This is a genomic window from Pseudomonas sp. 102515, from assembly GCF_031085165.1.
In the GTDB taxonomy this organism is placed as follows: Bacteria; Pseudomonadota; Gammaproteobacteria; order Pseudomonadales; family Pseudomonadaceae; genus Chryseomonas.
In genome coordinates this window covers 408,077-431,706 of the sequence record NZ_JAVHTY010000002.1, presented here as the reverse complement: position 1 = coordinate 431,706, position 23,630 = coordinate 408,077, and the positions used below count along the sequence as shown (strand labels likewise).

Sequence of the window (23,630 nt, the reverse complement as noted above, 5' to 3'; positions counted from 1 at the left end):
TCAGGACGACACCAGCCCGGACTGGGCGGCGCCCAGCTTGGCCAGGGCCGCTTCGATCGCCGACCAGGGCTGTTCCCTGGGCGCTACCGGCTTGCCCAGGGCCGCCTGGCGAGCGGTCCGCACCAGACAAGCGAATTCGGCTGCCTGCGCAGCGGCCTGGACCGCGTCGGCGTCCCGGGAAAAGACCGCGGGTGACAGCCAGAGCCGCTCCTTCAGGCGTTCGCCAGCCTGGCGGACGAATTGCAGCCGCCGCTGCTGGCCGATCTGCCCGGCCTCGGTCTCTTCGACCAGGCCCAGCGACAGCGTCTTGTAGGCCGGCAGCCGGTCGAGCAGACCCTGCTGGGCCTGGACCGAACGCGGCCAGTCGACATGCAGCCCTTCCACCGGCAGGCCGGCAGCCAGGCCCAGATTGTCGATCAACTCGCCATGACGTACGCCCAGCAGCTTCTTCAGCGGCTCGCGCTGCAGCAGGTTGTAGGCCCTTTCGAAGGCGGTACGCCAGGCCAGTGGCAATTCCAGCGTCAGCAGCGGCTCGTCGAGCTGGATCCATTCCACGCCCTGGGCGGCCAACCGCGCGAAGATTTCGCCGTAGACCGGCAGCAGTGATTCCAGCAGTTCGAGGCGGTCGAAGGCGGGATCGAGCGAGCGACCGAGCCACAGATAGCTCAGGGGCCCCAGGAGCACTGGCTTGACGGCCAAGTCGAGCGCCCGGGCCTCGGCGACCTCGTCGAACAGCTGCTCCCAGCCGATGGCAAAGGACTGGTCGGCCGTGAATACGGGAACCTGATAGCTTCCGGCGAACCAGCGGCCATCTGCCGCTTCCCTCCGAGCGGTGGCGCCCACCAGACAGGAATGCGCCAGGACAGGATCGCCCCAGCCGAAGTCGCCTACCGCGAGCCACTCACAGCCTGCGGCCTGCTGGGTAAGCCACGCCTGCTGACGCTGCTGGCGCCCCTGGACGATCAGGGCGGCACGGTCGCAATCGTCGAGAGACGCCCTCGCCGCCAGGGACGCGTCAGCCTGTTGCTCGCTCCGCGCAGAACCCTGGGAATGAATCTTGACCATTGCACACCTCCACCTGAGAGGATGGAGATTGTCGTCTCGCGCGACGCATGAAACAAACTCAGGTTTCTTATGATGAACTCAAGGTTCCCTCATACACCCGGATCAGGGTTTGAAGCGCGCCATGCTGTAGACGTCCGTGAACACACCATCGCGCAAGGCATAGCGGCGCAGCAGACCCTCTTCCTCGAAACCGAGCTTGCGATAGAGCGCCAGGGCCGGCTCGTTGTCGCTGAAGACGGTCAGCTCGACCCGTTGCAGATTCATCCAGTTGTCGGCGAGGTCGAGCAGCGCCCTCAGCAGCTGGGTGCCGATGCCCTGTCCCTGGCAATCCCGGGCCACGCCCATGCCGAGGGCACCACAGTGCTGGCGGCGAATGCGCGGCTGTTGCTCGAGACTGGCGCTGCCCACTAGTCGGCCCTGCTGCAAGGCGACCAGTCCTATCCGCCCTTCGCGTTCGCCGCTCAGACGCTGGCGCCATTGTTCGGCGCTCTGATAGGGCAGCTGCAACACCTGACGGGCCACGGCCGGGTCGCCATAGAGGGCAGCGAGGCCCTCGGCATGGCGATCGGCATAGCGTTCCAAGTGGATGATCGAACTGGACATGGGCGGCACTCCTTCGCAGAAGTCCGCAGCTTCGCCCAGGTCCGGGGGATCGGACAAGGGCGACACCAGGGTCGGCTAGGCCGGTAGCTGGATCAGAGAGTCCACTTCAAGCTGACCATGACGTTGCGGGGATCGCCGTAGACGCCCGTGCCAGTGCCACTAGGAATACCCTGCCAGTACTTCTCGTCGAAGATGTTGTTGAAGTTGACGCGGCCATCCCAATGCTCGTTGAAGCGATAGCCCGCCATCAGGCCGACCACGGAATAGCTGTCCTGCTTGGCTTCGCCGTTACCCACCCGCTTGAAGGTCTCGCTCTGGGCCAGGACATCGGCGCCGATGCGCCAGTTGCTCAGGTTACCGGTGAGCTGGTAGCTGGTGGCGGCCTTGAACAGGTGCTTGGGCTGCTCCGGCGCGAAGCGGCGGTCTTCGTAGGTGACATCCTTGGTGTACTGGCTCAGCACCAGGGTATAGGCCGCCGAGGCCTGCCAGTTGGGCGCCAGTTGACCGGAGATCTCCGCATCGACGCCGCGGCTGCGGACTTCGCCGGCGGTGTCGTAGCAGGTGCGGCTCTGTTGCGTACACTCGATCGGTTGAGGAGACAGCTCATAGGCACGGCCCTCCTGAATGGTTTCGAACAGCGCCACGGAGGCATTCAGCGCCCCGTCGAAATAGGCGCCTTTCAGACCGATCTCGTAACTCTTGCCCGTCATGGGCGCAAGGACCGAGTTACCAGTGCTCTGCTGGCTTTGGGGCTTGAAGATATCGGTGTAACTGGCATAGACCGAATAGGTGTCGCTCAGGTCGTAGATGATGCCGGCATAGGGCGTGAATTCACGTGTGGCCTTGTAATCGTCATCGCTGTAGAGATTGTCGAAGTCATACCAGCTGACGCGGCCGCCGACGATGACGTGCAGGGGATCGATCGGATTGAGACGCGCAGCGGCGTAAATCGCTTCCTCGGTGGTGGTGTTCTTGCTGGCGTAAGGCGACAGGCTGTCCTTGGCCGGCTTGGGGATGCTGCTTGGCCGAAAGTTGTAGATGTCGATCGGCGTTGGCGCGGAGTAGCCGCCACGTTGATAGAACTTCTCCTGACGGCGACTTACCCCCGCCATCAGTTCGTGCTCACGACCCAGCAACTGGAAGGGACCACTGACCGACGCGTCGATGTTGAGCTGGTCGGAATCGGTACGGTAGGCACCGGAAGCAGTACCGAGATCTGCCACCGTGTTATAGGCGTAGTTGTTGCTCGGCAGGGTGGTGACGTAGTTGGAATAGGTATCGGAATTCGCCCAGATCTGTTGCGCCGCCAGTTTGGCCTTCCAGCCATTGTCGAAGGCATGGGTGATGTCCGAGAACAGGGTGTAGGTGTCCTGATCCCAGTAGGCCCAGTCGCCGCTCAGGAAGGTGGAGCGTGACAGGTGCAGGTCTTCGCCATTGGGGCCGCTGGGCAGGCTGCCCCAGTCGGAGGTCTTGTCCTCGCGCTGCTTGGAGGCGCCGAGGGTCCAGGTGGTGGCGTCGCTGAGATCCGCTTCGAGGACGCCGTAGAAGGTCTGGCGCTTGCGCTCGCGTACGTCCTGGAAGCTGTTGCCGTCCTCGTAGGCGGCCACGGCGCGACCGCGCAGGGTGCCGGCTTCGTTGAGCTTGTTGGAGGCGTCGATCTCGGTACGGTAGCGGTCCCAACTGCCGGCGCTGGTGGTGACGCTGACCTGGGGAAAAGCGGTCGGGCGCTTGCGCACCAGATTCAGGGTCGCCGAAGGGTCGCCAGCGCCGGTCATCAGGCCGGTGGCGCCACGCACCACTTCCACCCGGTCGTAGATGGACAGATCGGCCGAGGACAGGGTGTCGAGGGTGAAGGTCCCCGCCGTGGTGGGCAGGCCGTCGTACATGATGTTGTCGATACGGAAGCCACGCGAGAGGAATTCCTGGCGGTCGCCGCCGAACTTGTTCAGCGTCACGCCCGGGGCGTATCTGACCACATCGTTGAGATCGGTCATGCCCTGGTCTTCCATGCGCTGCCGGGTGATGACGCTCACCGACTGGGGCGTCTCGCGGATCGACAGGGGCAGGCCGGTGGAGGTGCTCATGGCGCCAGTGGTGTAGGAGCGGGTGCCTTCGGTGGTCGTCCGGCCCGTCAGGGAGCCATCGTCCGCACTGATGGTGGTGGCCTCCAGCGCCACGCTGCCGGCCGCCGCCTGGGCGGCCACCGGGGCGACGGTCGCGACCGAGCCGCTGACCGAAGCCGCCAGGCCACTGCCCGCCAGCAGGCGCTGCAGGGCGACATCCGGCTCCATCCGCCCCGCCAGTGCTGGCGCTCGCTTGCCTACCAGGGTGGCAGGATCGTAATTCACCTGGAAGCCACTCGCGCGCGCGAAGCTCTGCAAGGCGTCAGCCAGCGGCTGCGCCGGTTGTGACAGCGCCACGGGGGCGGCCTGGGCGAGCGTCGCCACGCCCAGGGATACGGAAAGCGCGATGAGGCGAAGGGAGAAGAGCTGCATGTCGTTGGTCGTCCTCTAGGGAAACACCGACCCGTCCGTACCCCACGTAAGGACTCGCTGGAAGCTTTCCAGGGACCGGTATCCGTTGCCGTCTTGCGCGGCGGAACGCAGGCTATGCAACCTGGATGCATCTGTAAATGCAAATTAATATCATAAGCGAAAGCAAGTCAGCTCACAGCGCTAGGGAGGGGCTCAAGGACGGGCCTCTGCAGGCGGCAGCCTTCCATCACCCTGCCCGGACTATTTTCGAGGAAATGTTTCAAGGAAACAGGGACTGCGCTGCCTACATTGCGCGGCAGTAAGCAAAGCTATGGGTTGAGAAGTAGCCTGATTTAGCGTTTCGGAAAGCGATCTGGATAGAGGACAGCTGTCGTGGAACCTGCAGACGGTGGCGGGCCGGTTCAAACCAGCCGCCTGGAGCCACCCACACCCTCATCGTGAAAGCGTTGGGCAATGGCGCGGATCTGCGGCTCGATGGCCAGGAAGGCGTCGAGCACCAGGGGATCGAAGGTGCTGCCACGCATCTCGCGCATCATCTGCAGTGAGTCTTCGTGGCTGAACGGCTCCTTGTAACAGCGCCGGCTGATCAGGGCGTCGTAGATATCGGCCACCGCCATGATCCGCCCCGCCAGCGGGATGCCGGTACCGGACAGTCCATTGGGATAGCCGCTGCCATCCCACTTCTCGTGGTGGGTGCTGGCGATCTCGGCGGCCAGGGCGAGGAAGTTGTCATCCTCCAGATGGCTGGCGGTGCTGAGGATGATCTGCCGACCGAATTCGGCATGCCGCTGCATCACCTGCATCTCCTCCGGCGTCAGCCGCCCGGGCTTGAGCAGGATGGCATCCGGCACCCCGACCTTGCCGATGTCGTGCAGAGGCGCGGACAGGAACAGCAGCTTGATGTAGTCCGGCGTGAGCAATTCCGGCGCCTGGCCGTTACGGTGCATCTCTTCGGCGATGGCGCGAACATAGTGCTGGGTGCGCTTGATATGGGCGCCGGTCTCGGGATCCCGGGTTTCGGCCACCGCCGCCATGGACTCGATGGTGACCTGGCGCGAGCGTTCCAGTTGCCGGCGCCAGCGCTCTTCGTGCTGGCGCGCCAGGATGATCCGCGTGACCAACGCCAGGGCCGCGAGCAGCGCCACCAGCACCATGGGCGCGGCCAGTGGCAGGAAGACATCATGGCGAACGAACAGCCAGGCGCCCAGCAGTTGCGGCAGGACGATCAAGGCAGCCGCCAACAGGGCGAAGCGCCGCTGGCTGCGGTTGAAGACGAATCCGGCGGACAGCAGCAGACCACCAAGCAGGCACAATGCCAGTTGCAACACGCCGGCGAATTGCGGGATCCGTACCAGGGCATCGTCCAGCAGGTCCTGGGTCAGGGCCGCCTGCAGCCTGACGCCGGAAAAGACCTGTCCCAGCGCCGTCGTGTGCAGGTCATTGAAGCCCGCGGCCGAGACGCCGACGAAGACGACCTTGCCCTTGAGGGTGGCCGGCGCCACCGCGCCGCTGAGCACCGCAACCGCCGAGACGTCAGGATAGTGCTCGGCCCCGCTGTGCAGCCGCAGCAGCGCCTGGCCTTCGCGATCGAGTGGCAGCCGGTGATCGCCGAGTCGCAGCGTCGGCCCGGCAGGGCCGCTCTCCACCACGCCCTCGTTCAGCCCCAGGGCGCGCAGGGTGGCGGCCAGCGCCAGACTCGGATGGAGGACGCCCTGGTGGCTGAGCAACAGGGGGACGCGCCGCAGGATGCCATCGCTGTCACGCTGGCTGTTGATGAAACCGCTGAAGCGCGTCTGGCTGGCGATGGGGGCCACGCTGTCCAGCGCGCCTCTGGCTTCGGGCAGCTGGAGGGCGTCGAGGGCACCCGTGAAGCCGACCCCTGGCCGTAGTCCGCCGGAGACGGGTTGCTGCAGATCGAGAAAGAAGAAACGGGCACCGACGGCCCCCGTCTGCCCCATGACGTAGCCGAGATAACCGTCGTTGTCCTGCAATTCCGGAGGCACCCCGGAAAAGCTCAGGTCCATGCCGAAATCGTCGCGAAAACTCTGCTGCAAGGCCTTGAGCGAGGTCCGGTCCGCCTCGCTGAACAGGACATCCACGGCGATCGCCGCCGGCTGGGCCGCGGCGATCCGGGAAAGCAGCTGAGCGACTCGGTAGCGGGGCCAGGGCCACTGCCCCAGGGCCGCCAGACTCGCCTCGTCGATGCTGACCACTTGGACATCCGTGGCATCCTCGGTGCTGGCCGCAAGACGGCTGAGCTGGTCGTAGGCGAGGCGGTCGAGGTATTGCAGCGGCGTCCATTGCAACAGGGCGGCGCAGCCGAAGGCCAGCGACAGGCCAAGGCTGGCCAGGAACATCCAGGGCGCACGCCGGCGCAGCAGGGTCGCAACGGAGCTCATACCCGCGATCCTAGAGAATCAGGACTTCGACACGCCGGTTGCGCGGCTCGGATTTGCCGGGACGGGTCGGTACCAGGGGCAGGGTATCGCCGAAGAACTCGACGTTGATGCGCAACTTGGGATCGAGTCGCTGCAGCAGACCGGCCACCTTGCGGGCGCGCTGCCCCGAGAGGTCGAGGTTGTAGGAAGGTGCACCCGAGCCGTCCGCATGGCCGAATACCGAAATCTCGGTGGGGATGCGCTGCCGTGCCGTTTCCAGCACCTCGGGCAGGAGCGCCTTGGACTGCGGCGTGAGCTCCATGCTGTCGGAGAGGAAGTTGAGAATGAAGGTCTTCGGCGGCGACGGCTGAGCCGCCAGCACCTGTCGATGCTGCTGCTCGAAGAGCGGTTGGGCCACCGCCTGCACAGCGGTCGGCGCCTGACCCGGTGCGCCCACCATGACCTCGCCAAAGCCCTGGTCGATGGCCTGGCGCCCCGCCGGGCTGGTCACCGAGACGGCGCCGACATGGCCGTCTTCATCGGGCATCAGGATGACCCGGGTCTGCGGTGGCGGAGGACTGGCACAACCGCTCAGCAGCAGCGCGGACAGCAGCACGCTCAGCAGTAGGCGAACCGAGGACGCGGCACTCATTGCGCCTGGACCAGGAAGCGGGTGCCGCGCACGCCGATGGTGGCGGTCGGCGTCTCGATCTTCACCGTGTCGGGTGCGACCTTGCCGATCTTGCCGGACGAGTAGATGGCAGAGCCCTGGGTCAGGTACAGCGAGAAGCCATAGCGACTGCGCTTGGGTTCGAACAGATAGTCACGCAGTTGCACATCGGCGCCGCCGCCCAGGGTCAGCAGGGTGCCATCGAGAAAGACGATGGCCGCGGTGGCGTCCGGGCCGGCCTGCAACCGATCGGCCACCTGCAGGGTGGTGCCGGCCTGGGCCTCCAGGGTGGTCGTCTGGCGCAGCACCTTGACGCTGCCCGAGACGCTCTTGATCAGCGCCACGTGCGTCTCTTCCGAGGCCGTGACCAACGGAGATCCCAGCAGCTGCAGCCCGAGCAGCGCTAATGCGAACAGTGTTCTCTTCATGCTTTCCTGGTCCCTGGATGGAAGGGCGGGCCGCCGCGAGGGTGCGACGGATTACCGGCAGGACCTCGGATGGCACCTTGAAGCGGTCTGCTGCGCAGCGGTCAGGGCTCCAGACTCGTGAACCCAGTCACCTTCTACCAGATAAACAAGCCAGGCGGCAGGCGAAGTAGTACGAATGGCACCTGGCCAGCAGGGATGCCATCACGACCCCGCGAGACGAACGGCTCCGGCAGTGGTCTAGTGAGCATCTTCCCCAGGTTACCTTTCATGCAGATCACTCTGGTCCGTCACGGCAAGCCCGATCTATCCAGCAAGGCCCGCTGCACTCCTCGGGAGATGAAGGACTGGGTCGCGCGCTATCAGAAGGCGCCGGTGCCCCCAGGCCAGGAGCCCGCGGAGACGCGGCGACTGGCCCAGGCGGCGGGCTATGTGGTGAGCAGCCCCCTGGGCCGCTGCGTGCGCTCGCTCGAATACCTGATGGGACGCTCCGGCAGCCCGGTCGATGACCTTTATGCCGAAGCCCACCTGCCCTATCTGGAACTGGACGCGCCACGACTGCCGGTCAAGGCCTGGCGCCTGCTGTTCAGATCCGCCTGGTTCCTGGGCTTCGCCGCCCACACCGAATCCATCGGCAGCTCCTCGGTGCGAGCCGGCCAGGCGGCCGATCGGCTCATCGAACTGGCCGAACGCCACGGTTCGGTGCTGCTGCTGGGGCACGGCATCATGAACGTGCTGATCGCCTGGCAGTTGCGCAAGCGTGGCTGGCGCGGCCCGCTGCATCTGCTGCTCAAGGACTACTGGAAGCCGAGCCTCTATCGCCAGGAGACGCGCTGAGGTCGCTCAGCGGCTCGCCTTGGCGCGGGCCTCTTCCAGCTCACGGCGCGCCTCGGCCAGCTTTCTCGTCCGCACCCGGATCTTGTCGGCGTCGCCCTTGGCCTGGGCGCTGCGCAGATCCCGTTCTCGCTCGGCCACCTCGCGGCTCCGGGCCTGGATGACATCCAGCCGCTGCTGGCGCAGCCCGGCGTCGGTGCAATGCGCCTGCACCGCCGCGAGTGCCTGCCGCAACCCTGCCAGCCGCCCTGCATCGCCTTGCGCCTGAGCCTGGGCGATCTGCCGTTCCAGCGTCAGGCGTTTCGCTGCACAGCCTCCGTCGGCTGCGACAGCCAGACCGGACAGCAGCAAGGTGGCGGCGGACAGCACTAACCTGGTTCGGTCTTTCATCAGCATTGCTCCGGGCGTTGAAAGGCGAGAGTGCCTGGGTCGTTTCGCTCAACCGTCCAGCGACGGCCCGACCAGCGCGGCGAGTTGATCGTAGACGCCTGGCGCTGCCACCAGCAGGGGATTGCCATTGACCAGGCCGTCGTTGCGCAGGAAGGCGTTGTGGCGTCCCCCCGCCTCCCGGATCAGGACCAGGCCCGCCAGGCAGTCCCAGCCATGGATCAGGGTCTCGTAATAGCCGATCAGCCGGCCGGCGGCGACATAGGCGGTCATCAGGGCGCCCGAACCGTTGCGGAAGAATTGCCCACCCTCGGCCAGCAGACCGGTCACGAATGGCAGGAAGTGCTCCTTGCCGCGTCTGTGGGTGGTACCCAGCCCGGTCAGACCCTGGCGGATCTCGGTGGCCGGATGGACACGCAATGGCTGGTCGTTGACGAAGGCGCCGTGCCCGCGCAGGCCATGGAAGAGTTCGTCGTGATTCGGATCCATGATGGCGCCGAGCAGGGGCTCGCCCTCGTGCATCAGGCCGATGGACACGCACCAGTTGTGCAGGCCGTTGAGAAAGGGTGCGGTGCCGTCGATGGGGTCTATGACCCAGAGGTAGGGCGCGGACAGATCGGTGGCGCCGCCCTCCTCGCCCAGCAGGCCATCCTCCGGAAAGCGTTCGCTCAGGCGTTGGCGGATGAGATCCTCCAGGGTCTGGTCGGCAATGCTCACCACGTCCTGCAGGTCGCTGCCCTTGTGGTCAACCTGCAGCGCACCGCGCCGGCGATAGAAGTCGAGGCCGAGTTGCGCCGCTTCCCGGGCGATGTCCTGGACAGCGCGGTAGCGTTCGGCGATGGCGGGGGCGATAGCGGTCATGGGCGCTCCTGGAACGGGGAAAGGCGTCAGGGTGCCAGTTCCACCGGTGGAAAAGAATAGTCGCGATCCTGCCCGTCACCGCCATTGCCGCCGACTCCGGTCAGGCCGCGGCCGTGCACTGGCGAAATTCCGCCGATGTCGGCAAAGGTCCGACTAGAAACCCCTGGTCATGGCCGTGTCATCTCGGCGGCGCAGGCTGTCGGGTATTGGCATTCAGACGGCGAAATGCAGCGACGGACCGCACCAAATCCGCCCGCCGCCGTCAGAACAGTTGAGTGCTCGTTGTACCGGGAGGACGCCATGACCGCACAAACTTCGCTATTCCACGGCAATGGTCAGCTGCAGCAGTTGCGGCGACTGATTCCCAGACAGCATTTTGAAGCTCTGGAACGCCATCTCGAGTTGCTGTCGCGGGAGTTTCCGCTCTTCGACCATCCGCCGTTGAGCATCGACTGCGCCGTCGCTGAAACCCTGGAAAACCTTGGCATTCGTGCCTTCCAGTGGCAGGGCAGCTGCGATCTGCCGCAGCGGATGGCCCTGGGGAGCGCCCTGATGGGCGAGGGATTCATGGCCCAGTCCAGCACACCCGAATACACTCTCTATCTCAATGCACGGGGTGAAAAGGTGCTGTTGCGGCAGGAGCCCGTAGCCGGCCAGACCCTGGTCAGCCTGGTGTCGGATTGCCCGCCGCTGTTCGCTTATCTGGCGGCCAAGCACCACGACGCGGTACCCGTCGCCTGAGCGACGCGATACGGTGGTGCCAGCGGTGTGATCCCCTCGCATGCAGAATGACGAACAGGATCACAATTGCGCTTTAACGTCAGACTAACCGGGAACCAAACAGCCAGTGGAATGGTAGATTCGCGCTTCGGATCTACCAGGAGACCCAAGGAATGGGAATTCGTATTCTGGCCAGCGTCATCGTGACCTTTGCCGCCTTCAATGGCGAAGCTGCTTCCCTCCCCGCGATACCCCCGCTCAAGCTGGCGGACCTCGTTCTGCAGGATCCGGCTTCAGCCACCAACAGCCGCCCCTCCAGCAGCGAGACCTCATTTCGCGACACGCGTCAGACAGTCAATGCCGCGCACTGGCTGAACGAACGTCAGACTCTGGTGCAGGAACAGCGCTGGGTCTTCTAGATCGCCGACCGATGATCTGATAGCCGTCTGTCTTTTTGTTGCTGCCCAGGGAATGAATCCGTTTTTCGCGGGTCCGTCTGGTGCTACGGGCAGCTCTTTTATCTGCCCATTTGACGTACCCGCGGAGCTGCCATGAAACGCTTATTCCCTCTGTTGCTGGCCGCCCTGTCGGCGTGCAGCTCGGCGCCTACCTCTCCCCCGGCCGATCCGTCGCAATTCGGCGGCCGTACCCAGGAACAGCTCAGGCAGAGTTTCGGCTCGCCGCAGCGGGTTGCGCAGCTCGATCGCCTGGTGGTCTACGAGTATCGCAACCTGCGCGCGCCGGGCAGCGCGACGCCGGTCTATTCCTTTCTCATTGAAAACGAGCGGGTGATCGAATCCACACCCGGAACCTTGCAGCTTTATCGCGAGGACGGCATCACCAAGGTCAAGGCGGAAAGTCTCTAGACAGAGCTGCTGGCTGCATCGAACGTCCCGCGCAGCCTTGCGGGCATGTGCAAAAAAATACTGATTTTGGTGTCTTCCAGCATTTGTTTCCCAGGCGGCAACGGGCTGTAATCGGTCCGTGGCTTCCGCTGCAAAGGCCGTCACAGGCGGGCCGCGTGGTGGGTTACAACAACAAGAAAAGCGTCTGCTGCAGTTGCACAGGACGCGGAGTGCACGATGAAAACAACACCAAAAGCGCTTTTATTGTCCGCTGTTACCCTCTCTGCAGGCCTGACCTTCTCGCTGGCCCTCCAGGCCGCCGAAACGGTCACCATCGCCACCGTCAACAACAGTGACATGATCCGCATGCAGCGGCTGTCCAAGACCTTCGAAGAACAGCATCCCGACATCAAGCTCAACTGGGTGGTGCTCGAAGAGAACGTGCTGCGTCAGCGACTGACCACCGACATCGCCACCCAGGGCGGTCAGTTCGACGTCCTGACCATCGGCATGTACGAGACCGGCCTCTGGGGCGCCCAGAACTGGCTGGAGCCCATGAAGGACCTGCCCGCCAACTACGACCTGGACGACCTCTTCCCGTCGGTTCGCGAAGGCCTGTCGGTCAAGGGCACCCTCTATGCGCTGCCCTTCTACGCCGAAAGCTCCATCACCTATTACCGCAAGGACCTGTTCCAGCAGGCTGGCCTGACCATGCCGGCCCAGCCCACCTGGACCCAGATCGCCGAGTTCGCCGGCAAGCTGCACCAGCCGGACAAGGACCAATACGGTCTCTGCCTGAGAGGCAAGGCTGGCTGGGGCGAGAACATGGCACTGGTCACCACCATGGCCAACGCCTTCGGCGCGCGCTGGTTCGACGAGAAATGGCAACCGGAATTCACCGGTCCGGAATGGACCGCGGCGGCCAACTACTACGTCACCAACATGAAGAAGTACGGTCCGCCCGGCGCCTCCAGCAACGGCTTCAACGAGAACCTGGCGCTGTTCAACAGTGGCAAGTGCGCCATCTGGGTCGATGCCAGCGTCGCCGGCTCCTTCACCATGGACAAGAGCCAGAGCAAGGTCGCCGACAGCGTCGGCTTCGCCGGCTCGCCGCGCGAAGTCACCGACAAGGGCTCGTCCTGGCTGTACGCCTGGTCGCTGGGTATCCCGACCTCCTCCAAGCACAAGGACGCCGCCAAGACCTTCGTGACCTGGGCCACCTCCAAGGACTACGCCAAGCTGGTCGCGGACAAGGACGGCATCGCCAACGTGCCGCCGGGCACCCGCAAGTCCACCTACAGCCAGGCCTACATGGACGCGGCGCCCTTCGCCAAGGTCTCGCTGGACATGCTGCAGCACGCCGACCCGGCCCATCCCTCGGCCAAGCCGGTGCCCTATGTGGGCATCCAGTACGTGACCATCCCCGAGTTCCAGGCCATCGGCACCTCGGTGGGCAAGCTGTTCGCCGCGGCCCTCACCGGGCAGATGTCGGTCGAGCAGGCGCTGCAGGCGGCGCAGCAGTCCACCGCCCGGGAAATGAAGCGCGCCGGCTATCCCAAGTAGCGCTGGAGCCCTGGGTCCGCACCCCGCGGACCCAGGCCTAGCGGCTTTTCCTGCCTGATCCGTCGCTGGCGTCGCGAGACGCCAGTGCCTCGTCACGGCCCACTGCCTTGCGGAGCATCGCCATGCAGACCTCCACCCTCAAGACGCCCGCCGTCGAAACCCCTGCCGCTCCCGCCCGTCATCGACGCCGTCGTGCCGGTCCCGGCTGGTTCCTGATCAGTCCGTCGGTGGCTCTGCTGCTGGTGTGGATGCTGGTGCCCCTGGGCATGACCATCTGGTTCTCGCTGATCCGCTATAACCTGCTCTACCCCGGCGAGCATGCCTTCGTCGGCCTGGAAAACTTCGAATACTTCGTCACCGATGCCGGCTTCTGGCCCGGCATGACCAACACCCTGCTGCTGGTGGGCAGCGTGCTGCTGATCAGCGTGGTCTTCGGCGTGCTGATCTCGGCGCTGCTGGAGGCCAGCGAGTTCCTTGGCCGCGGTATCGTCCGCGTGCTGCTGATCTCGCCCTTCTTCATCATGCCCACGGTCAGCGCCCTGATCTGGAAGAACCTGATCTTCCATCCGGTCTCCGGCATCCTCGCCGCGGTCTGGAAACTCTTCGGCGCCACCCCGGTGGACTGGCTGGCCACCCATCCGCTGCTGTCGATCATCCTGATCGTGTCCTGGCAGTGGCTGCCCTTCGCCATCCTCATCCTGATGACCGCCATGCAGTCTCTGGACCAGGAGCAGAAGGAAGCCGCCCGCCTGGACGGTGCCGGTCCGGTCGCCATCTTCTGGCACCTGACCCTGCCGCACCTGGCGCGCCCCATCGCCGTGGTGGTGATGATCGAGACGATCTTCCTGCTGTCGGTGTTCGCCGAGATCTACACCACCACCAGTGGCGGTCCGGGCTTCGCCTCCACCAACCTCGCCTACCTGATCTACAACCAGGCCCTGCTGCAGTTCGACGTTGGCCTGGCCTCAGCCGGCGGCCTGATCGCCGTGCTCATCGCCAACATCGCCGCCATCATCCTGGTACGGATGCTCGGCAAGAACCTGACCCAACAGTGAGGACCCTGACATGCTGACGCTCAAGCAATCCCGGCGCCTGCAGAGCCTGCTGCTGGGCCTGCTCGCCTGGCTGGTGGCCCTGGTGCTGTTCTTCCCGATCTTCTGGATGGTGCTGACCAGCTTCAAGACCGAGATCGACGCCTTCGCCACGCCGCCGCAGTTCTTCTTCACGCCCACGCTGGAGAACTATCTGACCATCCAGGCGCGCAGCGACTATTTCCACTTCGCGCTGAACTCGGTGGTGATCTCCTTTGGCGCCACCCTGCTCAGCCTGTTGCTGGCGCTGCCGGCGGCCTATTCCATGGCCTTCCACGAGACCAAGAACACCCAGCGCCTGCTGCTGTGGATGCTGTCCACCAAGATGCTGCCAGCGGTGGGCGTACTGGTGCCCATCTACCTGCTGGCCAAGCAGTTCGAACTGCTCGACAGCCGGCTGCTGCTGATCGCCGTCTACACCCTGATCAACCTGCCGATCGTGGTCTGGATGGTCTACACCTACTTCAAGGACATCCCCAAGGACATCCTCGAGGCGGCGCGCCTGGATGGCGCCACCACCTACCAGGAAATCGTCCGGGTACTGCTGCCGATCGCCAAGGGTGGCATCGCCTCGACCATGCTGCTGTCGCTGATCCTCTGCTGGAACGAGGCCTTCTGGTCGCTGAACCTGACCTCGTCCAACGCCGCCCCCCTGACCGCGCTGATCGCCTCCTACTCCAGTCCCCAGGGACTGTTCTGGGCCAAGCTGTCGGCCGTCTCGACGCTGGCCTGCGCGCCCATCCTGATCTTTGGCTGGATCAGCCAGAAACAACTCGTCCGCGGCCTGTCGTTCGGCGCGGTGAAATAAGAACAAGAGGACTCCTGTCATGGCCAATCTGAAAATCCGCAGCCTGCGCAAGGGCTTCGACTCGCTGGAAATCATCAAGGGCGTCGACCTCGACATCAACGACCGGGAATTCGTGGTCTTCGTCGGCCCGTCCGGGTGCGGCAAGTCCACCCTGCTGCGCCTCATCGCCGGTCTGGAAGAGGTCAGCAGCGGCACCCTGGAACTGGACGGCCGCGACATCACCGAGGTGTCGCCGGCCAAGCGCGACCTCGCCATGGTGTTCCAGACCTATGCCCTCTATCCGCACATGAGCGTGCGCAAGAATCTCTCCTTCGCCCTGGACCTGGCCAAGATCGACAAGCAGGAAGTGGAGCGCAAGGTCGCCGATGCCGCCCGCATCCTCGAGCTGACGCCGTTGCTGGAGCGCAAGCCGCGCCAGCTCTCCGGAGGCCAGCGCCAGCGGGTGGCCATCGGCCGCGCCATCGTCCGCCAGCCGAAGATCTTCCTGTTCGACGAACCCCTGTCCAACCTGGACGCCGCCCTGCGCGTGCAGATGCGCCTGGAACTGGCGCGCCTGCACCAGGAATTGCAGGCCACCATGATCTACGTGACCCACGACCAGGTGGAAGCCATGACCCTGGCGACCAAGGTGGTGGTACTCAACGGCGGCCGCGTCGAACAGGTCGGTTCGCCCCTGGAGCTCTATCACCATCCGGCCAACCTCTTCGTCGCCGGCTTCCTGGGCACGCCGAAGATGGCCTTCTTCAAGGGCAAGGTGGTGGCCACCGACGCCCAGGGCGTGGAGGTGGAGCTGGCAGCCGGTCCGCGCCTGCACCTGCCACGCCGTGGTGACGACCTCGCGATCGGCAGCCCGGTGACCCTGGGCATTCGCCCGGAACACCTGCGCCTAGCCGCCGACGGCCAGCTGCCGGTGATCAGCGACGTGGCCGAACGCCTGGGCAGCGACACCTATTGCCACATGGTCACCGAGGCCGAGGAGCCGCTGACCGTGCGCGTGCCGGGTGACTGCGCCGTCGCCTACGGCGAACGCCAGCGCCTGGCCCTGGACGTGGACTTCTGCCACCTGTTCGACGAGCAGGGCCGCGCCGTGGCGCCGCTGCTGCGCCAAGCTGCCTGACCCCTCTCCCCTTTCCTGCCCCGGCGCCCTGCGCGCGCCCGGGGCGCCGCCTTGCAGGATCGCCATCGTGAAACTCAATCGCCAGCACCTCGAACACCTTCCCGACTACATCGCCAAGCCCGGCTACGCCGCCTGCCAGCTGCGCCAGGGCATCGTCCACATCGGCGTCGGCGGCTTCCACCGCGCGCACCAGGCCATCTACACCGAGGCCCTGCTGAACCAGGGGCGCGATCTGGACTGGAGCATCTGCGGCGTCGGCCTGCGCGCCGAAGACCGCGCCATGCGTGACGCCCTGGCCAGCCAGGACTATCTCTACACCCAGGTGGTGCTGGCCGACGAGCCGGACACCGAGGTCCGCGTCGTCGGCGCCATCAGCGGCATGCTGCTGGCCGAGGACGGCACGCAGACGCTGATCGACAAGCTGGCCCATCCCAGCACCCGCATCGTCTCCCTCACCATCACCGAGGGCGGCTACTGCATGGACGACAGTACCGGCGAATTCAACTTCAAGCTGCCGCTGATCCAGCACGACCTGCAGCATCCGGGCGATCCGCGCAGCGTCTTCGGCTTCCTGCTCGCGGCCCTGGCCAAGCGCCGTGCCGAGGGCACCGGGCCCTTCACCGTGATGTCCTGCGACAACCTTCCGCACAACGGCCAGGTGACCCGCAAGGCCTTGCTGGCGTACGCCGGCCTGGTGGACGAAGAGCTGCACGGCTGGATCGCCGAGCACGTCAGCTTCCCCAATGCCATGGTCGATCGCATCACCCCCATGACCAGCACCGCCCATCGCCAGGCGCTGCTGGCCGAACACGGCGTCGAGGACGCCTGGCCAGTGGTCTGCGAGCCCTTCCTGCAGTGGGTGCTGGAAGACCGGTTCGTCGCCGGTCGTCCGGCCTGGGAAGACGTCGGCGTCCAGTTCACCGATGACGTCACCCCCTACGAGGAGATGAAGATCAAGCTGCTCAACGGCAGCCACCTGGCACTGACCTACCTCGGCTTCCTCAAGGGCTACCGCTTCGTCCACGAGACCATGGCCGATCCGCTGTTCGTGCGCTACATCCGCGCCTACATGGACGAGGACGTGACCCCGCAGCTGGCACCGGTGCCCGGCATCGATCTCGACCAGTACAAGGACACCCTGATCGAGCGCTTCTCCAATCGCGCCATCGCCGACCAGCTGGAGCGGGTCTGCTCCGACGGTTCGTCGAAGTTTCCCAAGTTCACCGTGCCGACCATCAACCGCCTGATCGAAGACGACCAGGCCATGGACCGCGCCGCCCTGGTGGTGGCCGCCTGGGCGGTCTATCTGCGTGGCGTGGACGAGACCGGGGCGACCTATCGCATCCCCGATCCGCGCGCCAACTACTGCGAGGAGCTGGTGCAGGATCAGAAGAATCTCACCGAGCGCCTGCTGGGCGCCGAGGAAATCTTCGGTAAGCACATCCCGAAATCCGCGGCCTTCGTTGCCGCCTTCGAGCGGCAGCTGTACAACTTGCGTACCCATGGGGTCAGCGCCACCTTGCAGACCCTGCTCGGCGACTAGGCTTACCTGAAAACTGCCTGCGCATCGGTGATGCGGCGTTAAAAATCAGCTCGGAATGCTCATTTACCACTCGTAAACTCCGCTTCCTCGCTGATTTTTGCCTCGCCTCACCTTCGCTCGGCGACTTTTCAAACAAGCCCTAACAACTACAAGGATAGGAGCGGCCAGGCATGAAGTTTCTCGGGATCGACTGCGGCACCCAGGGCACCAAGGCGGTAATCCTGGATGTCGAGCGCGGGGTGGTGCTGGGCGAAGGCAGTGCGCCGCACCCCTTGACCGAGGCTGCCAACGGCCGCCGCGAGCAGAATCCGGCGGACTGGATCCGGGCCCTGGTGGCGGCCACCCGCGCCGCCCTGGCGCAGGCCGGCAGCGATGGCCAGGACATCCTCGGCGTCGGCGTCTCCGGCCAGCAGCACGGTCTGGTACTGCTCGACGACAGCGGCAAGGTGCTGCGTCCGGCCAAGCTGTGGTGCGACACCGAATCCACCCCGGAAAACCAGCGCCTGCTGGAGCACCTGGGCGGCGTGGAGGGTTCCATCGAGCGCCTGGGCCTGGCCATCGCGCCGGGCTACACCGTCTCCAAGCTGCTCTGGACCAAGGAACAACACCCGGAGGTGTTCGATCAGATCGCCCAGGTGCTGCTGCCCCACGATTACCTGAACTTCTGGCTGACCGGACGCGCCGTGGCCGAATACGGCGACGCCTCGGGTACCGGCTATTTCAATGTGCGCACGCGCCAGTACGACTTGGAACTGCTGCGCCATATCGACCCCAGTGGTCGCCTGGAGCGCGCGCTGCCGGCGCTGATCGAAGCCGATCAGCCGGTCGGGCGGCTGCGGCCGGAGGTCGCCAGCCAACTGGGCATCAACGCCCAGGCGCTGGTCTCCAGCGGTGGCGGCGACAACATGATGGGCGCCCTGGGCACCGGCAACAGCCGCGTCGGCCAGATCACCCTGAGCCTGGGTACCTCGGGCACCCTCTATGGGTATTCCGACGAACCCCGCATCAGCGAGCATCCTGCCGTGGCGGGCTTCTGCTCGTCCAATGGCGGCTGGCTGCCGCTGATCTGCACCATGAACCTGACCAACGCCAGCGGCCAGATCCGCGAGCTGCTCGGCCTGGACCTGGCGGAATTCACCGGTCTGGTGGCGGCGTCGCCCATCGGCGCCGAGGGGGTGCTGATGCTGCCCTTCCTCAATGGCGAACGGGTCCCCGCGCTGCCGACCGCCACCGCCAGCCTGCATGGCCTCACCGCCACCAACCTGACCCGTGCCAACCTGTGCCGGGCGGTGGTCGAGGGGGTGAGCTTCGCCCTGAGATACGGCTTCGATCTGCTGCGCGACCTGGGCATGCCTGGTGACACCCTCAGACTCATCGGCGGCGGCGCCAAGAGCCCGGTGTGGCGCCAGCTGATCGCCGATCTGATGAACACCCCGGTGGTCTGCCCGGTCCATGGCGAAGCCGCGGCCCTGGGCGGCGCGCTGCAGGCCGCCTGGTGCTGGAGTCGCGAACGGGGCCATCCCGAGTCGCTCGACAGTCTCACCGAGCGCTGCGTGCACCTGGACCCGACCAGCCGCGCCGAACCGGATCCCGCACGGGTCGCCGAGTACGAGGCGGTCTACCAGCGCTACCGGCAGCAGCTGCGTGAGAGCTACGGGATAGCCTAGCGGGCGGATGGGGTGGAAAACGCCAGGCAGTTTTCACCCCGCCGAGACTCAGGGCGTAGGTGGGGCCGAGCACCGCGAAGCCCGACAAAACACGGCCGTACCTTTATAGCGTTGGGCTTCGCTGCGCTCAGCACCAACCTACCTCTCAGGCCTTGCCGATCGGCACGAAGGGCGCATCCAGCAGGCGGGCGAGGTCCGCCGGTGCCAGGGCCACTTCCAGCCCCCGGCGTCCGGCGCTGACATGGATGCTCGGCAACGCCGCCGCAGACGCGTCGATGAAGGTACGCAGCCGCTTCTTCTGCCCCAGCGGACTGATGCCGCCCACCAGGTAACCGGTGCTGCGCTGGGCCTGATCGGGCTTGGCCATCTCGAGCTTCTTGACGCCGGCCGCCTGGGCCAGGGCCTTGAGATCCAGGGTCCCGGCGACCGGCACGATGGCCACCAGCAACTCCTGCTTCTCGCTCGTCGCCAGCAGGGTCTTGAACACCGTCTCCGGCGCCAGGCCCAGCTTCTCGGCGGCTTCCAGGCCATAGGAAGCGGCCTTGGGATCATGGTGGTAGCTCAGCACCTCGTGGGGCACCTGGCTCTTCTTGAGCAGTTCTATCGCCGGGGTCATGCCAGCACTCCTTGGGGATCGGCCACCTCGGCCCGTCCGCGGCCCTGCGCCTTGGCCCGGTAGAGGGCGAAGTCGGCGGCCTGCAACCAGTGCGCGACGTCATCGTAGGCCCGGTCGAAACCGGCGATCCCGCAGCTCATCCCGACGCGGACGTTCTGCCGCTCGCCGGGGCCGCCCGCCTGCATCTCGTGTAGACGTTCCTGCAGCCGCCGGATCAGATCCAGGGCCCGCTCGGGCGAGGTGTCGGGCAAGAGGATACCGAATTCATCGCCACCAAAACGACGGGCGAGATCGCTGGTGCGGATGGTCCGGGCCAGCAGGCCGGAAAACTGCCGCAGCATCTCGTCACCGGCCTGATGACCGAAGCGGTCGTTGACCAGCTTGAAGTTGTCCAAGTCGATCATCACCAGGCTGGCTGCAGCGCCGCTGCGCTTGCAGCGGGCGAATTCCCGCTGCAGCAGCTGATCCCAGTGCGTTCGGTTGTGCAGGCCGGTCATGCCGTCCTGCTTGCTGATCAGCTCCAGTTCCTGCTTGCGCCGCGACAGCTGCTGCGCCAGGCGAAAGCTCACCAGACCAAGGGCCCAGGGATAGGCGATGATCATCGGCAAGCAGGCATAGATCTGTGCGGTGGAGGTCTCCAGGGCGACCGGATGGCGCAGCACCACGAGGCCGACGAGGATGCCGGCCAGTTGCGCGACCAGCCCCCGGCGCCAGAACGCCAGGCCGCCGGCGCCGAGCATGTTCAGGCCGGTCATGGCGAGCAGGGCCACGCTGGGCAGAAGATTGAAGCCCATGCTCGCCGCCCAGAAGCCGGCCGAGCCGCAGTCCAGCAGCAGATTGCCCAGCTCGGCGCGATAGGGATCGCGCGAGCGAACGGCGCGCCAGTAGGCGAGCGGCGACCAGCACAGCGCATTGGCCAGCAGCAGGACCCACAGGCCGAGGGACACCGGCTGGGTGATCTGCACCGAAACGATACAACTGAGGCTGAGCAGCAGACCTATCGCACGAGGTAGCCAGAGCCGCCGGGCGAAACCGCGGCCACGCGTGAGCACATCTGGCATTGACGATCCCCACTGCGACGGACGATGAGAGGTCGCGCATTATCAGTGGATAAGAGCAAAACGCCAGCGACCCGCGACTTGAGCGTCGTTTTTCGAAAGTTGCGACGCGCCTCAACACTGCCAGAAGGAAACATCGGGTGACACGCACACCGGACGAACAGCCTTGAACCTCGGCCTGACCGGCCTCATCCAATGGTCAGGCCCGTCAAAAAGAGGAAGCCGCATGCAAGTCCAAGTCAACAGTGATCACAACATCGAAAGCAGTACCGGTTTGCAGAATTGGGTGGCGTCCGTGGTGGAAGACCGCCTGGATCGCTTCGACGAACTCCTGACCCGCGTCGAGGTGCACCTCAACGACGAGAACGCCGGCAAATCGGGTGCTCAGGACAAGCGGTGCCAGATGGAGGCCCGTATCAAGGGGCACCAGCCGCTCTCGGTGACCCACAAGGCCGATTCCCTCGACCTGGCAGTGGAAGGCGCAGCGGACAAGCTGCTGCGAGCCATTACCCACCTGTCCGGCAAACTGGAGAAGAAGCGTCTTTCCAGCGGCGAACTCAATGACCCCCTGGCCCTGGAGGACTCCGAGGAATTCAAGGACTCCCTGCGGCAGGACGAATTCCTCGAAAGAGAACAACTGGCTCACGATCACGAGTTGAAATAGGGCAACCTCTTGTTTCCGCGTTCAACCGAGGCCGCTCCCTGAGCGGCCTCGCTCTTTTCCACCCCGGCACAAGGATGCCTCATGCCCTCACCCTTTCGCGTCGCCCTGATCGGTTATGGCTTCGTCGGTCAGACCTTCCACGGCCCTTTGCTACGCTCGATTCCCGGTCTCAACCTGGAGCTGGTGGCCTCACGGGATGCCGCGCGGGTACAGGCCGACCTGCCCGAGGTGCGCGTCACCGCGGACTATCTGGCCGCCGTGCAGGATCCGGCCATCGACCTGGTGGTGATCGCCTCGCCCAACCAGACCCATGCCCCTCTCGCCAGCGCCGCCCTGGCCGCCGGCAAGCACGTGGTGGTCGACAAGCCCTTTACCGTCACCCTCGCCGAAGCCCGGCAACTGGCCGCGGAAGCCGAACAGGCCGGCCGGTTGCTGTCGGTGTTCCAGAATCGCCGCTGGGACAGTGATTTCCTCGGGCTGCAGGCGGTACTCGCCAGTGGCGCCCTGGGTGAACTGACCAGCCTGGAATCGCGCATCGAGCGTTTTCGTCCCGAGGTGCGCACGCGCTGGCGCGAAGCGGCGCTCCCCGGCAGTGGGCTCTGGTTCGACCTCGGCCCCCATCTGCTGGATCAGGCGCTCTGCCTGTTCGGCCTGCCCGAGCGCCTGCAGGCGCAGCTGGTGCGGCAACGCGCCGGCGCCCTCACCGACGACTGGTTCCAGGTGCAGCTGGACTATGGCACCCGCCAGGTGACCCTGAGAGCCGGGATGCTGGCCGCTGGCGGCGTGCCGCGCTTTCTCGCCCAGGGCACCGCGGCCAGCTGGATCAAGCAGGGGGCGGATCGCCAGGAGGACGCGCTCAAGGCCGGTGTGCGCCCCGGTGGTCCGGACTGGGGCCAGGATCCGGATTCCGGATGGCTCATCACGGGCGATGGCGAACGCCAGGCGGTGCCGACGCCGGCGGGCGATCACCGCCGCTACTACCTCGCCCTGGTCGAAGCCCTCGCCGGGCGCGCCGCCAATCCCGTCCCTCCCGCCCAGGCCTGCGCCCTGATGGCCCTGCTGGCGGCGGCCCAGCGTTCCTCGGCGGAAGGTCGGGCCCTGCTGCCCGAATTCACCGCCGCCGAGCGCGCGTCCTACTGACCGGCCACCCACTGCGGACGCCGTCCCGCCAGGCGTTCGCCCAGCTGGCGCAGGGTGCGGGAGAGGCGCCGCTCGATCCATTCGTAGCTGGCCCAGGCCAGCAGCAGGATCACCGGCAGACAGACCGCCAGGGTCTGGTAGGGGCTGAAGCCCCACTGCTGGTGCAGCCAGTAGTCACCCAGCCAGAGCACGATGACGTGCACCAGATAGACCGAATAGGACCAGTCCCCCAGCGCCTTGCACAGGCGCGACCCAGCGAACCATGGCTCGAGGATCACGCAGGCGCCCACCAGTACCGCACTGGGCACGCCCCAGGTCAGCAGGCGCCAGGGATGGTCGGCCGGAAAGGCCACCAGGCAGCTCAGGGCCGCCAGGGCCGCCGCCAGCGCCAGCGGCCTGGGTCCGCGCAGGGCGCCACGGCGATGGAGCGCCGCCAGGCTCACCCCCAGCAGGAATTCGAAGATGATCGGATTGCGATAGAAGCTGCTGACGAAGGCCTCGCGGGCCAGCACCAGGCTGACCAGGATAACCAGCAGGCTGACCACGCCGATGCGCCAGCGCTCGGCCACGCCGAAGGACAGGGCGAACAGCAGGTAGAACAGCATCTCGAAGTTGAGCGTCCAGCCCACCGGCAGGATCGGATAGTGGCCGAAGCCCGCCGGATTCTCGCTGGGAATGAAGAACAGCGAGAGCAGCAGTTCGCGCGCGGCGACGCCATAGACGGGCATCACGTCGCTGGCCAGATAGAGGATCAGTGCTGTCACCGCGGTGTACAGCCAGTAGGCCGGGACGATGCGGGCGATGCGATGCCAGAGGAAGGTGCTGCGCCTGAGCGGTCGGCCTGCGGTGGACAGGTGGATCACGAAGCCGCTGAGCACGAAGAAGATGTCGACCCCGACCTGCCCCCGGGTGGAGAGCAGATGGCCGCCGAGGCTGTCGGCGTGGAAATCGAAGAACACCTGCATGAAGTGATGGAAGACCACCAGCCAGGCGGCCAGGGCCCTGAGAGCCTGCAGTGAAACCAGCATCGTATAACCTTTCCCTCCTCGTCCCGCCAGGCACGACCCAGCGCCGCGCCGC

Annotated in this window: 23 protein-coding genes; 12 read left to right on the top strand and 11 right to left on the bottom strand. The window is 65.7% G+C overall.

The genetic code is table 11. From position 1 onward, the window contains the following. The 6 genes from RCF34_RS08960 to RCF34_RS08935 all read right to left on the bottom strand — a co-directional run bounded on the left by RCF34_RS08960 (position 1) and on the right by RCF34_RS08935 (position 7,639). Complete coding sequence (locus tag RCF34_RS08960) at positions 1–1,065, bottom strand: hypothetical protein (protein ID WP_308707858.1); 1,065 nt, start codon at positions 1,063–1,065, stop codon at positions 1–3. 102 nt (positions 1,066–1,167) lie between these two features. Then, positions 1,168–1,668 carry a GNAT family N-acetyltransferase gene (locus tag RCF34_RS08955; protein WP_308707857.1) on the bottom strand — a complete coding sequence of 167 codons (501 nt, stop codon included), beginning with the start codon at positions 1,666–1,668 and terminating at the stop codon, positions 1,168–1,170. A gap of 92 nt (positions 1,669–1,760) precedes the next feature. Beyond that, the gene (locus RCF34_RS08950) at positions 1,761–4,163 is read right to left on the bottom strand and encodes a TonB-dependent siderophore receptor (protein WP_308707856.1); all 2,403 of its coding nucleotides are present in this window, start codon (positions 4,161–4,163) and stop codon (positions 1,761–1,763) included. 401 nt (positions 4,164–4,564) lie between these two features. Next, complete coding sequence (locus tag RCF34_RS08945; RefSeq protein ID WP_308707855.1) at positions 4,565–6,562, bottom strand: CHASE2 domain-containing protein; 1,998 nt, start codon at positions 6,560–6,562, stop codon at positions 4,565–4,567. Positions 6,563–6,572: 10 nt separating this feature from the next. After that, positions 6,573–7,193, bottom strand: coding sequence for an OmpA family protein (locus RCF34_RS08940; protein ID WP_308707854.1), 621 nt, complete (start codon positions 7,191–7,193; stop codon positions 6,573–6,575). Then, positions 7,190–7,639, bottom strand: a complete 450-nt coding sequence (locus tag RCF34_RS08935; protein ID WP_308707853.1) for a FecR domain-containing protein — start codon at positions 7,637–7,639, stop codon at positions 7,190–7,192. The genes RCF34_RS08940 and RCF34_RS08935 overlap by 4 nt, the downstream gene beginning before the upstream one ends. Before the next feature lie 267 nt (positions 7,640–7,906). Between RCF34_RS08935 and RCF34_RS08930 the strand changes: the two genes are divergently transcribed. Continuing rightward, positions 7,907–8,473: a fructose-2,6-bisphosphatase gene (locus tag RCF34_RS08930; RefSeq protein WP_308707852.1), complete on the top strand. Its 567-nt coding sequence runs from the start codon at positions 7,907–7,909 to the stop codon at positions 8,471–8,473. 6 nt (positions 8,474–8,479) lie between these two features. Here the strand turns inward: RCF34_RS08930 and RCF34_RS08925 are convergent, their stop codons facing one another. Both RCF34_RS08925 and RCF34_RS08920 read right to left on the bottom strand, forming a co-directional pair. Further along, positions 8,480–8,860: a DUF1090 domain-containing protein gene (locus RCF34_RS08925; protein WP_308707851.1), complete on the bottom strand. Its 381-nt coding sequence runs from the start codon at positions 8,858–8,860 to the stop codon at positions 8,480–8,482. A gap of 48 nt (positions 8,861–8,908) precedes the next feature. Next, a complete protein-coding gene (locus RCF34_RS08920) occupies positions 8,909–9,718 on the bottom strand; it encodes an inositol monophosphatase (RefSeq protein ID WP_308707850.1) in 810 nt (269 codons plus the stop codon). A 300-nt stretch (positions 9,719–10,018) separates the two neighbouring features. Between RCF34_RS08920 and RCF34_RS08915 the strand changes: the two genes are divergently transcribed. From RCF34_RS08915 to xylB, 9 genes are all read left to right on the top strand, one after another. Continuing rightward, positions 10,019–10,459: a hypothetical protein gene (locus RCF34_RS08915; protein ID WP_308707849.1), complete on the top strand. Its 441-nt coding sequence runs from the start codon at positions 10,019–10,021 to the stop codon at positions 10,457–10,459. Between the two features lie 152 nt (positions 10,460–10,611). After that, a complete protein-coding gene (locus RCF34_RS08910) occupies positions 10,612–10,857 on the top strand; it encodes a hypothetical protein (RefSeq protein ID WP_308707848.1) in 246 nt (81 codons plus the stop codon). A 132-nt stretch (positions 10,858–10,989) separates the two neighbouring features. Continuing rightward, positions 10,990–11,304, top strand: coding sequence for a hypothetical protein (locus tag RCF34_RS08905; protein ID WP_183630879.1), 315 nt, complete (start codon positions 10,990–10,992; stop codon positions 11,302–11,304). A gap of 216 nt (positions 11,305–11,520) precedes the next feature. Further along, positions 11,521–12,846, top strand: a complete 1,326-nt coding sequence (locus RCF34_RS08900) for a sugar ABC transporter substrate-binding protein (RefSeq protein ID WP_068385265.1) — start codon at positions 11,521–11,523, stop codon at positions 12,844–12,846. Positions 12,847–12,968: 122 nt separating this feature from the next. After that, complete coding sequence (locus RCF34_RS08895) at positions 12,969–13,901, top strand: sugar ABC transporter permease (RefSeq protein WP_308707847.1); 933 nt, start codon at positions 12,969–12,971, stop codon at positions 13,899–13,901. Positions 13,902–13,911: 10 nt separating this feature from the next. After that, positions 13,912–14,745, top strand: coding sequence for a carbohydrate ABC transporter permease (locus RCF34_RS08890; RefSeq protein WP_133859697.1), 834 nt, complete (start codon positions 13,912–13,914; stop codon positions 14,743–14,745). Between the two features lie 19 nt (positions 14,746–14,764). Beyond that, entirely contained in the window at positions 14,765–15,862 is a 1,098-nt protein-coding gene (locus RCF34_RS08885; protein ID WP_257706445.1) for an ABC transporter ATP-binding protein, read from the top strand. 67 nt (positions 15,863–15,929) lie between these two features. After that, positions 15,930–17,405, top strand: coding sequence for a mannitol dehydrogenase family protein (locus RCF34_RS08880; RefSeq protein ID WP_308707846.1), 1,476 nt, complete (start codon positions 15,930–15,932; stop codon positions 17,403–17,405). Positions 17,406–17,575: 170 nt separating this feature from the next. Then, entirely contained in the window at positions 17,576–19,072 is a 1,497-nt protein-coding gene (gene xylB / locus RCF34_RS08875) for a xylulokinase (protein WP_308707845.1), read from the top strand. A 145-nt stretch (positions 19,073–19,217) separates the two neighbouring features. Here xylB and ybaK read toward each other — a convergent pair whose 3' ends face one another. Both ybaK and RCF34_RS08865 read right to left on the bottom strand, forming a co-directional pair. Continuing rightward, the gene (ybaK, locus tag RCF34_RS08870) at positions 19,218–19,688 is read right to left on the bottom strand and encodes a Cys-tRNA(Pro) deacylase (RefSeq protein WP_308707844.1); all 471 of its coding nucleotides are present in this window, start codon (positions 19,686–19,688) and stop codon (positions 19,218–19,220) included. Next, entirely contained in the window at positions 19,685–20,749 is a 1,065-nt protein-coding gene (locus RCF34_RS08865) for a diguanylate cyclase (RefSeq protein ID WP_308707843.1), read from the bottom strand. Before RCF34_RS08865 ends, ybaK begins: the two co-directional genes overlap by 4 nt. Before the next feature lie 223 nt (positions 20,750–20,972). Here RCF34_RS08865 and RCF34_RS08860 point away from each other — a divergent pair, with 223 nt between their 5' ends. Together RCF34_RS08860 and RCF34_RS08855 are read left to right on the top strand one after the other, a co-directional pair. Further along, a complete protein-coding gene (locus RCF34_RS08860) occupies positions 20,973–21,410 on the top strand; it encodes an HPF/RaiA family ribosome-associated protein (protein ID WP_308707842.1) in 438 nt (145 codons plus the stop codon). A gap of 81 nt (positions 21,411–21,491) precedes the next feature. Beyond that, positions 21,492–22,550 carry an oxidoreductase gene (locus RCF34_RS08855; RefSeq protein ID WP_308707841.1) on the top strand — a complete coding sequence of 353 codons (1,059 nt, stop codon included), beginning with the start codon at positions 21,492–21,494 and terminating at the stop codon, positions 22,548–22,550. Here the strand turns inward: RCF34_RS08855 and RCF34_RS08850 are convergent. Next, positions 22,544–23,578 carry an acyltransferase gene (locus tag RCF34_RS08850; protein ID WP_308707840.1) on the bottom strand — a complete coding sequence of 345 codons (1,035 nt, stop codon included), beginning with the start codon at positions 23,576–23,578 and terminating at the stop codon, positions 22,544–22,546. The two genes, RCF34_RS08855 and RCF34_RS08850, sit on opposite strands and share 7 nt — an antisense overlap. Between the last annotated feature and the right edge of the window lie 52 nt (positions 23,579–23,630).

Excerpts from the sequence above, each read along its gene's own strand:
- RCF34_RS08960 (WP_308707858.1), bottom strand. The coding sequence starts at position 1,065 with ATGGTCAAGATTCATTCCCAGGGTTCTGCGCGGAGCGAGCAACAGGCT.
- RCF34_RS08955 (WP_308707857.1), bottom strand. The coding sequence starts at position 1,668 with ATGTCCAGTTCGATCATCCACTTGGAACGCTATGCCGATCGCCATGCC.
- RCF34_RS08950 (WP_308707856.1), bottom strand. The coding sequence starts at position 4,163 with ATGCAGCTCTTCTCCCTTCGCCTCATCGCGCTTTCCGTATCCCTGGGC.
- RCF34_RS08945 (WP_308707855.1), bottom strand. The coding sequence starts at position 6,562 with ATGAGCTCCGTTGCGACCCTGCTGCGCCGGCGTGCGCCCTGGATGTTC.
- RCF34_RS08940 (WP_308707854.1), bottom strand. The coding sequence starts at position 7,193 with ATGAGTGCCGCGTCCTCGGTTCGCCTACTGCTGAGCGTGCTGCTGTCC.
- RCF34_RS08935 (WP_308707853.1), bottom strand. The coding sequence starts at position 7,639 with ATGAAGAGAACACTGTTCGCATTAGCGCTGCTCGGGCTGCAGCTGCTG.
- RCF34_RS08930 (WP_308707852.1), top strand. The coding sequence starts at position 7,907 with ATGCAGATCACTCTGGTCCGTCACGGCAAGCCCGATCTATCCAGCAAG.
- RCF34_RS08925 (WP_308707851.1), bottom strand. The coding sequence starts at position 8,860 with ATGAAAGACCGAACCAGGTTAGTGCTGTCCGCCGCCACCTTGCTGCTG.
- RCF34_RS08920 (WP_308707850.1), bottom strand. The coding sequence starts at position 9,718 with ATGACCGCTATCGCCCCCGCCATCGCCGAACGCTACCGCGCTGTCCAG.
- RCF34_RS08915 (WP_308707849.1), top strand. The coding sequence starts at position 10,019 with ATGACCGCACAAACTTCGCTATTCCACGGCAATGGTCAGCTGCAGCAG.
- RCF34_RS08910 (WP_308707848.1), top strand. The coding sequence starts at position 10,612 with ATGGGAATTCGTATTCTGGCCAGCGTCATCGTGACCTTTGCCGCCTTC.
- RCF34_RS08905 (WP_183630879.1), top strand. The coding sequence starts at position 10,990 with ATGAAACGCTTATTCCCTCTGTTGCTGGCCGCCCTGTCGGCGTGCAGC.
- RCF34_RS08900 (WP_068385265.1), top strand. The coding sequence starts at position 11,521 with ATGAAAACAACACCAAAAGCGCTTTTATTGTCCGCTGTTACCCTCTCT.
- RCF34_RS08895 (WP_308707847.1), top strand. The coding sequence starts at position 12,969 with ATGCAGACCTCCACCCTCAAGACGCCCGCCGTCGAAACCCCTGCCGCT.
- RCF34_RS08890 (WP_133859697.1), top strand. The coding sequence starts at position 13,912 with ATGCTGACGCTCAAGCAATCCCGGCGCCTGCAGAGCCTGCTGCTGGGC.
- RCF34_RS08885 (WP_257706445.1), top strand. The coding sequence starts at position 14,765 with ATGGCCAATCTGAAAATCCGCAGCCTGCGCAAGGGCTTCGACTCGCTG.
- xylB (WP_308707845.1), top strand. The coding sequence starts at position 17,576 with ATGAAGTTTCTCGGGATCGACTGCGGCACCCAGGGCACCAAGGCGGTA.
- ybaK (WP_308707844.1), bottom strand. The coding sequence starts at position 19,688 with ATGACCCCGGCGATAGAACTGCTCAAGAAGAGCCAGGTGCCCCACGAG.
- RCF34_RS08865 (WP_308707843.1), bottom strand. The coding sequence starts at position 20,749 with ATGCCAGATGTGCTCACGCGTGGCCGCGGTTTCGCCCGGCGGCTCTGG.
- RCF34_RS08860 (WP_308707842.1), top strand. The coding sequence starts at position 20,973 with ATGCAAGTCCAAGTCAACAGTGATCACAACATCGAAAGCAGTACCGGT.
- RCF34_RS08855 (WP_308707841.1), top strand. The coding sequence starts at position 21,492 with ATGCCCTCACCCTTTCGCGTCGCCCTGATCGGTTATGGCTTCGTCGGT.
- RCF34_RS08850 (WP_308707840.1), bottom strand. The coding sequence starts at position 23,578 with ATGCTGGTTTCACTGCAGGCTCTCAGGGCCCTGGCCGCCTGGCTGGTG.